General features: G+C 53.7%; 16 protein-coding genes. 7 read left to right on the top strand and 9 right to left on the bottom strand.

Annotated elements, in window-relative coordinates; genetic code table 11:
- Nucleotides 1-59: 59 nt before the first annotated feature.
- From thiO to HQL65_05180, 3 genes are all read right to left on the bottom strand, one after another.
- Nucleotides 60-1,112 carry a glycine oxidase ThiO gene (thiO, locus tag HQL65_05190; GenBank protein ID MBF0135615.1) on the bottom strand — a complete coding sequence of 351 codons (1,053 nt, stop codon included), beginning with the start codon at nucleotides 1,110-1,112 and terminating at the stop codon, nucleotides 60-62.
- Nucleotides 1,113-1,166: 54 nt separating this feature from the next.
- Complete coding sequence (locus HQL65_05185; protein ID MBF0135614.1) at nucleotides 1,167-2,246, bottom strand: hypothetical protein; 1,080 nt, start codon at nucleotides 2,244-2,246, stop codon at nucleotides 1,167-1,169.
- A gap of 81 nt (nucleotides 2,247-2,327) precedes the next feature.
- The gene (locus HQL65_05180) at nucleotides 2,328-2,546 is read right to left on the bottom strand and encodes a cold-shock protein (GenBank protein ID MBF0135613.1); all 219 of its coding nucleotides are present in this window, start codon (nucleotides 2,544-2,546) and stop codon (nucleotides 2,328-2,330) included.
- Nucleotides 2,547-2,763: 217 nt separating this feature from the next.
- Here HQL65_05180 and HQL65_05175 point away from each other — a divergent pair, with 217 nt between their 5' ends.
- From HQL65_05175 to HQL65_05165, 3 genes are all read left to right on the top strand, one after another.
- Entirely contained in the window at nucleotides 2,764-3,156 is a 393-nt protein-coding gene (locus tag HQL65_05175) for a DUF1640 domain-containing protein (GenBank protein MBF0135612.1), read from the top strand.
- 22 nt (nucleotides 3,157-3,178) lie between these two features.
- Complete coding sequence (locus tag HQL65_05170; protein ID MBF0135611.1) at nucleotides 3,179-3,616, top strand: DUF1640 domain-containing protein; 438 nt, start codon at nucleotides 3,179-3,181, stop codon at nucleotides 3,614-3,616.
- A 297-nt stretch (nucleotides 3,617-3,913) separates the two neighbouring features.
- Nucleotides 3,914-4,111, top strand: coding sequence for a DUF2283 domain-containing protein (locus HQL65_05165; GenBank protein ID MBF0135610.1), 198 nt, complete (start codon nucleotides 3,914-3,916; stop codon nucleotides 4,109-4,111).
- A gap of 31 nt (nucleotides 4,112-4,142) precedes the next feature.
- Here HQL65_05165 and HQL65_05160 read toward each other — a convergent pair whose 3' ends face one another.
- From HQL65_05160 to HQL65_05140, 5 genes are all read right to left on the bottom strand, one after another.
- Complete coding sequence (locus HQL65_05160; protein ID MBF0135609.1) at nucleotides 4,143-4,340, bottom strand: hypothetical protein; 198 nt, start codon at nucleotides 4,338-4,340, stop codon at nucleotides 4,143-4,145.
- A gap of 92 nt (nucleotides 4,341-4,432) precedes the next feature.
- The gene (locus HQL65_05155; GenBank protein ID MBF0135608.1) at nucleotides 4,433-4,639 is read right to left on the bottom strand and encodes a hypothetical protein; all 207 of its coding nucleotides are present in this window, start codon (nucleotides 4,637-4,639) and stop codon (nucleotides 4,433-4,435) included.
- A gap of 5 nt (nucleotides 4,640-4,644) precedes the next feature.
- Nucleotides 4,645-4,860, bottom strand: coding sequence for an AbrB/MazE/SpoVT family DNA-binding domain-containing protein (locus tag HQL65_05150; protein ID MBF0135607.1), 216 nt, complete (start codon nucleotides 4,858-4,860; stop codon nucleotides 4,645-4,647).
- Between the two features lie 144 nt (nucleotides 4,861-5,004).
- Complete coding sequence (locus HQL65_05145; GenBank protein ID MBF0135606.1) at nucleotides 5,005-5,670, bottom strand: prepilin-type N-terminal cleavage/methylation domain-containing protein; 666 nt, start codon at nucleotides 5,668-5,670, stop codon at nucleotides 5,005-5,007.
- 554 nt (nucleotides 5,671-6,224) lie between these two features.
- Entirely contained in the window at nucleotides 6,225-6,890 is a 666-nt protein-coding gene (locus tag HQL65_05140; protein ID MBF0135605.1) for a prepilin-type N-terminal cleavage/methylation domain-containing protein, read from the bottom strand.
- A 565-nt stretch (nucleotides 6,891-7,455) separates the two neighbouring features.
- On the opposite strand from HQL65_05140, the gene HQL65_05135 reads away from it, so the two are divergent.
- Together HQL65_05135 and HQL65_05130 are read left to right on the top strand one after the other, a co-directional pair.
- The gene (locus HQL65_05135) at nucleotides 7,456-7,959 is read left to right on the top strand and encodes a hypothetical protein (GenBank protein ID MBF0135604.1); all 504 of its coding nucleotides are present in this window, start codon (nucleotides 7,456-7,458) and stop codon (nucleotides 7,957-7,959) included.
- A gap of 82 nt (nucleotides 7,960-8,041) precedes the next feature.
- Entirely contained in the window at nucleotides 8,042-8,740 is a 699-nt protein-coding gene (locus tag HQL65_05130; protein ID MBF0135603.1) for a hypothetical protein, read from the top strand.
- A gap of 127 nt (nucleotides 8,741-8,867) precedes the next feature.
- On the opposite strand, the gene HQL65_05125 is transcribed toward HQL65_05130, so the two are convergent.
- A complete protein-coding gene (locus tag HQL65_05125) occupies nucleotides 8,868-11,963 on the bottom strand; it encodes an SEL1-like repeat protein (GenBank protein ID MBF0135602.1) in 3,096 nt (1,031 codons plus the stop codon).
- 357 nt (nucleotides 11,964-12,320) lie between these two features.
- On the opposite strand from HQL65_05125, the gene HQL65_05120 reads away from it, so the two are divergent.
- A complete protein-coding gene (locus HQL65_05120; GenBank protein ID MBF0135601.1) occupies nucleotides 12,321-12,953 on the top strand; it encodes a hydrogenase maturation protease in 633 nt (210 codons plus the stop codon).
- On the top strand, nucleotides 12,950-13,257 hold a 308-nt coding region (locus HQL65_05115; protein MBF0135600.1), incomplete at its 3' end, for an RNA pseudouridine synthase. The genes HQL65_05120 and HQL65_05115, both read left to right, overlap by 4 nt.

Raw genomic sequence — 13,257 nt, 5'->3', positions numbered from 1 at the left:
CTTCCTCCTGGACTTCCATCCCAGTTTTTCAAACGTTTTTTAGTGGGGGGACTGAATCGTTACGAATTTTTCAATCCGGCGGCAAAAGGAGCGATATCCAGGGCAGGCTGGCCACCCGCCACCAGGGTGGTGATCACATCGGCGGTCACGGGCGTCAGCAGAATCCCATTGCGATAGTGACCGGTCGCATGATACAGGCCTTGCACTGGACCGCCCCCCAGAATCGGCAAGCCATCCCCGGTCGCCGGTCGCAGGCCGGACCAGGTATCCAGGATACGGGCCACCCCTAAATCCGGTACCATCTCGATGGCCATGCTGGTGATACGTTGCAGCCCGGCCACAGTTACGGCCTTGTCAAAGCCCCGATCTTCGAGGGTAGACCCCATCAGGATACGACCATCGGCCCGCGGCACGATGTATCCTTTGTAACCGTAAACCACATGGCGAAACAGAGGGGGACGGGTTTCGACCTGGACAATCTGACCGGCCATGGGTTTGACGGTGGTGCGCAAGGGGGGAATGCCCGCCAGATGCGCACTCCAGGCACCCCCGGCCACGACCACCCGGGTTGCCGGAATCTGTTCCGTATCACTCACGATGGCAACAACCTGTTGTTGTTCGATACGCACCCCGCGCACACCGACCCCACCCTGAAAACGTCCACCCAAACGGGCAACTGTGGCAGCCAGGGCGCGAGACAGGGCGACCGGATCCACCTGGTGATCGTCTGGATAATAATTGGCTCCGATCAAATGTGGCGTCAGGGCCGGTTCCAGGGAGCGGGCTGCTTCCCGATCCAGGAGTTCCACACGCAAACCTTGATCCAACATCCATTGGGCACGTCCGACGGCCAGGCGACCTTCGCCCGGATCCAGGGCCACCTCCAGGACTCCGGAGGCCTCGTAACCGACGGAGATGCGTGAAATCTCTTCAACCTCCCGGACAAATTCGGGAAACCGTTGGCGACTGGCCAGGCAAAGATCCAGAAACGGGCCGGTACCGGAAACCTCGGATTGGGCACCGAGAATGCCGGCTGCTGCTGCCGAGGATTCGGCTCCGGGAAGGGATTTTTCCAACAGTGTGACCGGAAAGCCGGCCTGGAGCAGGCGCATGGCACAGGCACAGCCGATGACCCCCGCTCCGATGATCCAGACTTGTTCCACGCTTCACTCCGCAAGATTCAGGCGTACACAGACAACATCCACTTTGCGCTTGTCATCATACCCCTGCCATTTGGTTGGGGGCACCTGTTCATGAGGAACAGGCGAGAAACCGTTGCGACAAAAAAAATCCACCACGCCGGGGCGGCGGGCGCAGGCAAAGAGATAGCGCAACCCCAGGCGTCGGGCATCCCGTTTGGCCCTGGCTACGAGCTGCACGCCCACCCCTTCGCCTTTGAAGCGGGTCATGGCATACAGAGAGACAATCTCTCCGGCACGCATCTCCTGGTAGGGTTCATACAGCAAGCCACAAATCCCGGCCAGGTGATTGCCGCCGATAAAGGCCCCATAGCCGCTGAAGAGGACATCGGCCAATTCGGCATCGGAGCGTTGCAGGAGATAGCCTTCTCGTTCGCCGCGCCGGATGATGGCTTCCACGCGCGGAAAGTCATTCAGGACCAGGGGGCGGACCCGGCAATAGTGGCGCCAGGAGAAAAAGGTCCCGCTTCCCTGGTACGTGAACAGTTCCTGGTCGATATCGGCCAACCGACACAGACTGACTTCGGCGACGCCTCCGGTCAGCAAGGCATGGATGCGCCCCAGAATGTCATGCCCCGCGTGCGCCAGGCGGACCAGAAACCGGTGGTTGACGTAACTCATGATCCGGCCTTGGGAATCGGTAATTCCGCCGCTGTGGTGTGGCAGGACGAGCCGTGAAACCCGAAAACGGGTGGTCAGGGTGACCACCTGATCCCAGAATGGTGCGCCGCCAGCGCACCCCACGCCGGTCAGGACCAGGGATTCCTCTCCCCGACACAGGGATCTCAGGCTGACGGAGAGGTTGGATTGTTCCCGGGTATGTTGATTGTCCGTCGGAATCAGTTCATCCAGGCCGGAGAGGATTTCCGGAATTTCCTGGTAGAGGATCCAGGCCCGCGCCCCGGCGGAGAGCAACTCTTCGAGAACCCGACGAAAACGTCCCATGGCCACCGGCTCGACATGGCTCTCCGCCGACAGGGCAAAGGTCAAGGTGGTCCCGTGAAAGGCGGAGAGAAAAAAGGATTTTTCTGTAAATTCATCGCCCATGACGTATCCGGAAAGAAAAAAACCCGAGACCGGAAGGTTCGGGTTTTTCAAGTTTTTGCGTGGACCAGGACAAACGAACGATCAGTCGGTCACCGGGCTGACATTCGCGGCTTGCAGCCCTTTGAGGCCGCGGACCACTTCGAAGCTCACCCGTTGTCCCTCCTCCAGGCTGCGAAACCCGCTGGCCTGAATGGCCGAAAAATGGACAAAGACATCTTCCCCGCCTTCATCGGGAGCGATAAAACCGAACCCTTTGGCATTATTGAACCATTTGACCGAACCCCGAACTGCTTGCGACATCCTCATGACTCCCAGGCAACACATTGACAATAAAACCGGTGCTTATGGAGGAGTTGCCGAAACGGCACTGCCGGCCCCTAAAAAACCGGTAAAGCCTGCAAGATAGGCATGGTTCCGTCACAAGGCAAGAAAAAAATGACAAACCGTTGGACCTGCCCAGATTCTTTGGTGTATCCTGGGTTCGCTATATCAATATAGTAGGGAGAGGCAGCCATACATGATCGCCGACATCACGTTCGATACTCTGGCCTTCGTAAAGGAGTTGGAGACGGCCGGGATACCCCCCAATCAGGCCGAAGCCCAGGCCAGGGCACTTTCCAGAGTCATTCAGCAGGTAGAAAAATCCCGGCATGAAGAACAGAAAGAGTTGGCCACCAGGGGGGATGTTCTTCGCATGGGAAATCAAATTGAACTGGCAAAAGTGGAATTGCGCAAGGACATTGGAACTTCCAAGGTGGAAACCATCAAATGGGTGATCGCCACCGGCTTTATCATTCTCAGCGGCGTTGCAGCCATCAATCGATTCGTCCCACCACCGGTACCAGTTCATTTTCACACCCAGACCCAGGAGATGCGCACCCCCGCTCCTGCGACACAACCCGGAAAATGAGGATCCGGGCGAGGAGGAATACATGATCGCCGATGTCGCGTTCGATACCCTGGCCTTCGTGAAGGAATTGGAGACGGCCGGGGTACCACCCAATCAGGCCGAAGCCCAGGCCAGGGCGATTTCCAGAGTCATTCAACAGGTGGAAAAATCCCGGCATGAGGAACAGAAAAAGTTGGCCACCACGGGGGATGTTCTTCGCATGGAAAATCGGATGGAAAATAAAATTGAGATGATCAAAGTGGAATTGCGTAAGGAGATCGAACTGAGCAAAGCCGAATTACGCAAGGAAATTGAAACCTCCAAGGTGGAAACCATCAAATGGGTGATCGCCACCGGCTTCATCATTCTCAGCGGCGTCGCAGCCATCAATCGATTCGTCCCACCGCCGGTGCCAGTCCATTTTCACACCCAGACCCAGGAGATGCGTACTCCCGCTCCTGTGGCACAACCCGGGAAGTGACGCGGTGATTGTGCAAGGTCCGATCAACCGAACGAATATGATTTATTGAGGCAATTGATTGGGATGGCAATTTACGGCCTATTTTCACGCAATGCGTCAACGCCCGGATCGTGCGAATATTGCCATGGACTGGATTCTTCAAACAGCATCGGCACCAGAGTATCCAAAACGGCAAGCTGATGGACGTTATCGGCATTGGCGCTGTATCCATGAGGCAGAAAAACGCTGGTTACGAGTCATTCTCCTGGACGATGAAAAGACCATTCATAATGCCTTCTTTGACAGGGGATTTACACCTTGAAAATCCGCTATTTTCCTGATACTGACACGCTTTATATCCAGTTTTGTGAGCGCACAGCCGTGGAGTCGCGGGATATCGACGAGAATACACTGATCGAATTCAGCGAAGAGGGACAACTTTGCGCGATGACAGTCGAGCATGCGCGGGAACGAGCGGATTTACCCCACTTTTCTTTCGAGCAGGTTGCTGCATGAACATCCTGCCACAAAGCACGTCGAACGAAATCTACCCCAGCAGCGTCTTCAAAGCAGGCAGCAGCACGGTCACGGCAACGACCACGGCCAGCATCCATTTTATCAGGATCAACTCCCCTTGCAATCCTGTTTCTTGCTCACGCAACTCTCCCTTGAGCTTGGCTTCCTGTTCACGAAACTTCCCCTTGATCTGGGTCTTGAACTCGCGCATGGCGCTTTTAAGCATCACGATATCCCCCTTGGTGGTCAAATTTTTCAGTTGAGCTTCCTGGATTTCTTGGAAAGCCTCGGAAAAAAGCCTCGGCCTGCTAAAATTCTGCGTCAAGAATCCAATTTTTTCGAGGTATCGAACCATTCGACGTGAAAAAACCGGCCATAATCACGATCACGACTGATGAGTCCATACCCACACACCGACGCATGCGCTCCAATAATAAAGTCTGCAAGCATGCGGGATTTGTTGCTAACCTGTTCTCGATATTGACGAAAAACCCGCCCGGTCAAAAATGCAGCCATCCAATCCTTCATTTACGTCAGTCCCGCAAAAATGCCATGATTTCATCGGTACTCAGAGAACTCTTGATCTGACCGCGCAAGGCGCACAGACGACTCTGCCGATCTTGTGAATTTTTGATCAAAACGAGTTCTCCATTCCGATCCACAAATTCAACCTCGGTATGTGGCAACAATCCAAAACGCTCCCGCAGGGCCTGGGGAATGGTCACCTGACCACGTCCATTGATGCGCATGGCTGCTCTCCCAGAGTCAAAGGCCAACGAGTTTTTTTGATATTTTTGATGGCGAATCATGGTATTGAAGCCCCATGCTCCCCAAAAAAGAAACGGCCCTCGAAGGGCCGTTTCCATTTCCAGCAAACCTCCAGTAAAAACAAATTACTGGTTCATTTTCCAGACTGCGGTCAGATCTTCCTCGGCACTTTCTTCGGAGGCTTGGGTGGCACCCGCTGACTTCTGACTGGACCAGTCTTTGCTGCCACGGAAGTAGCCACCGTTGTATTCGACGACACCGTCGATCAGGGCATCGGTGGTAGAACCCAGCTTCGGCGTCACGTTGGTCAGGAACATGAGGTTACCGACCAGGTTGTTGTATTCAGCGCTGTTGGCTGAACCATTGTAGACGAAGGAGAGTGTCAGGAGGTGAGGCACACCGGACTGGTCGAGATAGCGATATTCCGTCGCTCTGGCAGAGGATGTTTCGCCAGTTCCACGACCTTGCCCCTGGGGCAGACGGATACCGAAGCGGATCATTTCATTTGACAGAGTTGACCCACCCATGAACGTTGTATCAGCCTGTTTCACTTTACCCGTCGGGGTATCGAAGCTGTCACCAATGACGACGCCGGTCCGCTCGTAGTACTGATTGTAGGCCTGTGCCCACTGGCCAATGAACTTGTTGGCAATCTTTCTGTACTCTGCGTTGCGCTGGAGGTCTTTGCCGACGGCCACGGCACCGACGATCAGGGCGATGATCGCCAGGACGATGGCCAACTCCACCATGGAGAAGCCCTGTTCTTTTTTGCTATTGATTTTGTTCGACATCTAACAAACCTCCTCTTTGATTCATCAAGACGATGGACACCCGGGACCAGAAATCTTCCCAGTAAAAAAACAAAACCCCGGCAGAACTTTCAATATGGCCAACACGACCCACGCACATCCTGGTGGCCAAAACTCCATATGAAATTTCTGGATTTTCTGAAAAGCCCCAGAGAAAGCTTCCAAGGCCTTGCGTCAACCCCGGCATCCTGCAAGTAGGTACGCACATTTCGGGATGTCGAACGACTGGTCAACGGTAACAGCAAGATCCACCAAACAAGCAGGTCTAGTGACCTGTTCTCACATCCTACCACAGGTCTATTCATGAATGCATCAAAAATTGGAGTCCATACCAGGGCAATCGGATATATAATTATTATATTTGTAAAATCAATATGTTAAATTTTAGAAATTGCCGGCATAATGCTCATGACATATTGAAATCACAGAAACTGATACAAAAAATGCGCCTGTCCTGGTGTCTACAGGGAATACCAAAAAAGAAACGGCCCACCAAGGGCCGTTTCCATTTCCAGCAAACCTCCAGTAAACACAAATTACTGGTTCATTTTCCAGATTGCTGTCAGATCTTGCTCGGCACTTTCTTCGGAGGAGTAGGTCGTCGTGGCAGACTTCTGACTGGACCAGTCTGCGCTGCCACGGAAGTAGCCACCGTTGTATTCGACGACACCGTCGATCAGGGCATCGGTGGTGGAACCCAGTTTCGGCGTCACGTTGGTCAGGTACATGAGGTTACCGACCAGGTTGTTGTAATCAGCGCTGTTGGCTGAACCATTGTAGACGAAGGAGAGTGTCAGGAGGTGAGGCACACCGGACTGGTCGAGATAGCGATATTCCGTCGCTCTGGCAGAGGATGTTTCGCCAGTTCCACGACCTTGCCCCTGGGGCAGACGGATACCGAAGCGGATCATTTCATTTGACAGAGTTGACCCACCCATGAACGTTGTATCAGCCTGTTTCACTTTACCCGTCGGGGTATCGAAGCTGTCACCGATGACGACGCCGGTCCGCTCATAGTACTGATTGTAGGCCTGTGCCCACTGGCCGATAAACTTGTTGGCAATCTTTCTGTACTCTGCGTTGCGCTGGAGGTCTTTGCCGACGGCTACGGCACCGACGATCAGGGCGATGATCGCCAGAACGATGGCCAACTCCACCATGGAGAAGCCCTGTTCTTTTTGGTTTCTATTATTGTTCAACATGTTAGCCATCTCTCCTCTTCTGATGAATTGCTCAAGATCTGGACGAACCGGGACCAGGATATTCCTGGCTCAAAACCGAAAAAACTCAAACAAAATTTCCCGTTTGGTTATCTTAACCCATTTGGGTTCATTTGCAAGACCATATTTGCCCATATCATTAAATTTTCGGCCCGAATGATGCGGACCGGACAAGCCAGCGATAAACGCAGGGAACAGGGCAAGTCAAGCAAATTATATACCAAAATAATTCACACCAGTTCGGTTCGACATACCACAGCGTCTGCTCGACAAATCAGTGTTCCTGTTTTGGTATCAAACATGCTTGACACCCCCCGCATTCTGTTCATCAGCGCCACCCGGCGATTTTTCATGCAAACCCTGGATACCCGGAAGCCCGAACATGGAATCACCACCCCGATACAAGCCGTGCCTGCCACCCATGCAGCAACCAGCATATCGATAATATTTTCCTGGAAAAAACCACCTGCAATCGCGTACATTAAAGAAAGTCCGACCTGGATTGGCTTGGCTCGACTTGAAAACCTGCACTCTGGAGTAAATAGGAATGGTCAATCGAATTATCCTGCTCTTGCTATCCGTTCTAGGAGCCGTTGCCCTGCCTCACAGCTTCAATCTGGCGTTCGGATCGTACAATGAACTCGTCCTGGCCAATAATAAAATGAAAGCTGCTCAGGAATACAGGGCATCCATGGAAACAATTCAAAACCAGGTCAAAACCTTCAACGCCTTCTCCAAAGAAGTTGGCAACTTTATCAGCGAAGCCAAAAACAGACAAACGTCGGAAAACGACTGGTTCTCCTTCAAGATAGAAAACATCACAAAAATGTTGCAGGCAAACGATTTCCGTTTGATCATCGCCAACATCATGCACGGAGGAGATTATTATTTCAGCCCGGAACACATTGAAATAATCACTGAGACCTCTCCTGAATATCTTGCGAAGGCCAAACTGGAATCTCCGACCATGTCAGAAAAAAAGGATGCCTTTGGCAGCAAAGTGATTCTGAATATCAAAGGAGAATATCTGGTTGCGAAAAAACGTCAATAAAATCCCGGAAACCTGAGAAAAATCACAAAACTTCCCGGATTGTCACACCCTTAACAAACAAAGCCTCAGGTGGGCACAATTTATGAAAAAAAATTCAATCGGCCTGGTTTCAGTCGTGATTCTCGTGGTCTCATTTTTCGGGGTCGGTCTGTATCACGGGTATGAATTCGTGTACGGAGTAGAGGCCAATCAAGAGTCAAAAATTGCATCCATCTCGGATGAAATCAACAGGGAAAAACCAAAAATTCCGCCCATTGATGCAGTCATGCGATCCAAAATCAGCCAGTTGCACCCCAGACTCAACCAGTTGCACAATCCAAAGCAGGCCGTAACCGGTGACATCAACATGCAAATGGTCGGGTTTTCCTCGCAGGCACTGGAACAATCCGAACGCATCCTGAGCCAAGCCAAAGAAGATTATCAGGCAAGAATCATCTCCATGGCCTATGTTGCCGGTGAAAATCGCTTTGCCGTCATTGATGGACGCCTGTATCGGGAAGGTGACGATTTTGGCGATACTGGTGCCAAAATCCGGACCATTCGCCAGGACAAGGTTTTGATTGCCGGACGTGATGTTCGTCAATGGCTTGACGTACATAACCCGGTCGCCGTCGCCAAAAAAGCCCCCGTCCAACCGACTCAGGTAGCGGCGGCACCCCCCGTGGCCGCAGCCCCGCATCAAGCCCCACCGGCAGCCAAGGACAAGGTCAGCTCCATCGAAGAAGGCGTCCAGGCCCTCAAAGGGTACAGCGACATGATGAAAGCCCTGCAAGGCCAATAATCACGCGCAGAAGAGGGGTCGCAACACCTGGAGAGATGTCGCGCAGCTCCCGGAAAAAGGTTGCAACGTCTGAATCAACCGAATCAGTCAAACAAGGGAACAACGGCTGACCGAGAACGGCAAATTCTCACGGTCCGGGTGTTCCCTTTTCCTTGTCTGCGGCATTGGGTGTTTGCTGCGCCTTCAACCACTCGCGGGCCAGTTCCCGACCTTTGAGGCGCTGTTCCTGATTCAAGGTTTTGCCGACCATCTCCAGATTGCGCAGGGCATCTTTGTCATCCTTGAGAGAGGCCAGACTGTACCAGGCAAACGATTTGACAACATCCTTCGGAACCCCACGGCCCTCCTCGTACATCCAACCCAGACTGTTCTGGGCACGAACTTCCCCCTGCATGGCAGCCTTCAGATACCATTTGGCGGCTGTGGTCAAATTTTTCTCGACCCCACGCCCCTCTTCGTACATCCAACCCAGACTGGTTTGCGCAGATGCCAAGCCGTGTTCGGCGGCTTTTTGATACCAATGGACAGCCTTGGCCAGATTGACCGGGGTCCCCTCGCCTTTTTCATACATGGTGCCCAGTTGGTTCTGGGACTGGGCATCCTCTTTTTCGGCAGATCTGGTAAACCAGACAATGGCTTCGGGCAGATCACGCGAAACGCCCATACCCATTTTTTTCTGCATGGCATACCGGGTTTGTGCCTGGACATGGCCTTTCTGTGCGGCCAGGTAATACCATTTGGCGGCGGTTTCCGGGTCGGGTGACACGCCGTCACCCTTCAGATATTTTTCACCGAGGAGATATTGGGCCCGCACAGACCCTCCTTCGGCAGCCTTGGTGAACCAGTTCATGGACTGGATATGGTCAACAGGCAACCCCTGACCGAGTGCATAAATTTCGGCGATGCGCGCTTGGGACTCCACATCTCCCTTGTGGGCTGCTTCCAGGAAGAATTGGGCAGCATCGTTCATGTTGCGTTCGCTGCCCACACCATCCCACAACCGATTGGCCAGACGAATCTGCGCATCCATGCTGCCAAGAGCCGCCGCTTTCCGATAATACTGGTTGGCCTTTCCCTGATCAGCCTGGGTTCCACGACCCGTCTCAAACAGGATAGCCGTCTGAAGCTGGGCTTCTCCAATACCTTGATCTGCAGCCTTGAGAAACAGAATAAAGGCCTTGCGTTCATCCTCGGGAGTTCCCTTGCGGGAGATCGTATCAAGGGCCACTTCATATTGCGCCTGGGGCTGTCCCCCTTCGGCCGCTTTTTGGAACCAGACCTTGGCTTCCTGGGGATTGGCGGTTGTTCCAATGCCTTTCCGAAGAAACTGGGCATACTGATACTGACCTGATACAGAACCGGATCGTGCCGACTTTTCAATCCAGGCAACAGCCTCCTTGACATCCTTGGGCACACCGGTACCCGAAAAATAGGCATTGCCCAGCATATATTGGGCATCTGCCCAGCCTTTGTCAGCCGATTTGCGCAGCCAATCCATGCTGATGGACGGATTTTTTGGAACACCGGCCCCTTCTTCGTACATTTTTGCCAACTGGAACATGGCCTCGGCATTTCCGGCCATCGCTGAGGAACGTGCCTGTTCCACCTTGGTGGCCAGTTCTTCCTGGGCGGAGATGATCCGGGGGCCACTTTCGCGCGTCAAAGCCCAGAATGTGGATCCAGCCCCCAGCAACACAATACCCGCCAGGAGACCAAAAATGGCCCTGGTTTTGGTCGGCATTTTGGCCAGATCGAATCCCAGGAGTTCCGCAGCACTCTGTTCATCCCCTTCCGCCTGACTCACTTTGACCGTGGCCAGCCATGACTGGATCGATTTGGGACGATCCGTTTCTACCACCTTGAGGGCCAGATCGATGGCTTCGAGCAACGATTCCGAATAACGTCCCTTGCCAACTTCCACTGCGGCAACAAGCGGATCCGGTTGATTGCGCATGATGGCGCTGCTGCGCTGAGGTGCCCCGACAGGCTTGCGCCCGCTGATGGAGCGATACATCACGGCACCCATCGCGTAAATGTCGGTCCATGGACCCTGACGGCTGGCATCTTCGAAATATTGTTCCATGGGGGCATAATTGGGCGTCAGCATGGCCGTCATGTGCCCGCCTCCCCCCCCTTCTTCGGTTTTCCGGGCCGAACCAAAATCGAGCAGCACCGGCGAACCATCCTTGTGGCGAATAAAAATATTGTCCGGCTTGATATCCCGATGGATGATGTTGGCTTCGTGCAGGACATTCAGTCCCTTGAGCAGGGGAATGACCACGGTCAACAGCTCTTTTTCTTCCAGAATTTTCTTTTCTTTCAATACCGCCGACAGGGATTGGCCGTCTTCATACTCCATGGCCATGTAGGCGGTATTGTTTTCTTCGAAAAAGGTGGCCACACGCACGAGACTGGGATGTTTGAATTTGGCCAGGGTACGGGCTTCATCCAAGAACCGGTTGCGACCTTTGACGAACAGCTCTTCGTGCTGCGGCGATTTGGGTTGAATCGTTTTATCCGACCGGCGCACGGCCAACTGGGTCGGCAAAAATTCCTTGACGGCGACATAATTGTCCAGACGGGTATCATGTGCCTTGTAGGTCAGACCGAAACCACCCTGCCCCAGAACCTTTTCGATCTTGTACCACATGAGCATGTGGCCGACCGGCAAGGCATCGCCATTTTCCGGTATGACGGGTGCCTGGGATTTCTGATCACTCCGGTTCGTGTCATCGGTGGTGGAACCCGTGCGGCTCGAACTGCGATAATCAACGCCACCCGTCGCGGAAACCGAGGTGCGGGTTGCTCCCCCAATACCGGATACGGCCTGGACAGTTGCACCGTCGTTGTCTTCTTCCTGAGGCACGGCCCGCACTGTGGCACCATCCTCCTCCATGGCAGCCAGACCGGACGCAGGGGTGATCCGGGTTGCTCCCCCATCATCCTCATCATCCTCCGCAACCCGACCAAGTGCCGGACTGATTTGGGTCGCACCCGCATCCTCCGCATCCTCCGCAACCCGACCAAGTGCCGGACTGATTTGGGTCGCCCCTGCATCCTCCGCATCATCCGCAACCCGACCAGGTGCCGGACTGATTTGGGTCGCACCCGCATCTTCCTCGCCGTCGGCAACCGGACCAGGCAAAGTGCCAGGCCGGAGCGCAGGGCTGAGTTGGGTCGCCTCCGACTCCTCCGAATCAACCGCTTTGGGATCAGGTTTCATGAGGGTTGCATCCTCCTCTTCGCGGGCAATGCCCCGCATCCGTTATCACAATTTTATCAGGCTTGTTCCCGAAAGCATTCCTGAGCAGGCAAATGCCCCCAATCTCAATCTCAACGTGTAAATTTGCCACAAGCCGGCGTGCAACGTCATGGAAAAAATCTTCCTGACCACTCTATTTCCCATTTCCAGACTGCTGCCAGTCGTCTGGAAATCCACTTCCGGAAATAAATACCCGGAATTCATTCGGATCATATCCGCAAATCCAGTCAATCCACATCTTTAATGTAACGAAATGGTAAAAAATGTCACATACGAGAACTTTTTGCTATAAACCGTTACCACACCAAGGGGACGTGTGTGAGAGAACCTGGAATCGACAAGGGGTCAGGACATGAACGAAACCTGGAATCAACAACAGATCAGGACATGAACGAAACCTGGAATCGACGGCAGGCCAGGAAAGGAGAAGTCCAGATGCTGCAAAAGGAGTCGTCAATTCAAGTCCTGGTTTTGGGAATCGGTAATGTCAACCAGGGCGACGCTGGCGCAGGCGTGCGCACGGTGGAAATTCTGCAACGCAATTTTCAGATTCCTCCCGGCGTGCAGATCAGCGACGGAGCTTCCATGGAACAGGATCTGGACGGAGCCATTTCCCAGGCCAAACATGTCATCCTGGTCAATGCCTTCAATGCCGGTGCTGAGCCGGGCAGTCTCCTGAAACTGGTTGGCAGGGAGATTCCTGACTTCATCAACCATCAAAATGCCCTCAACCCGGATGGTTTGCCCAGCATTCTGTCACAGCCTTGCATCACCGAAAAACGGCCTGAAACCATGACCCTCTACGGAATCGAACCCACTGAACTGGCCATGGGCCTGGAGCTGTCCGGCGAGGTCGCTCCCCAGACTGAGCGACTGGCATGTCATCTGGCTGAAGAGCTGGAACGGCTCGGTTTCTCCGTTCCTCCCCGCGGATTGCTTTCTGCTGGATGAATGATTCTCTGCCTGCACAGATGCTGAAGCGGGTTCTGTATCAGGATGCTTGGCTGCTGGTCCTGGACAAGCCGGCTGGTATTGCCGTACATGGCGGACCGGGAAATGGTCTGCATATCGGGGCCTGTCGTGAAAAACTTGGCTCTGATCCGCGACGATTGCCGGAATTGGCCCATCGGCTTGACCGACTGACCAGTGGCTGTCTGGTCTTTGGGCGGCACCGGCAGGCTTTGCGGCGTCTGGGTAAATTGTTTGCGGCGGGTCTGGTGGAAAAATGCTATTGGGCCATTGTGCTTGGTAAACC

The organism is Magnetococcales bacterium, assembly GCA_015228935.1.
Classification (GTDB): Bacteria; Pseudomonadota; Magnetococcia; order Magnetococcales; family DC0425bin3; genus HA3dbin3.
Note: the sequence above shows the minus strand (reverse complement) of the source record. Positions and strands in the feature narration are given on the sequence as shown.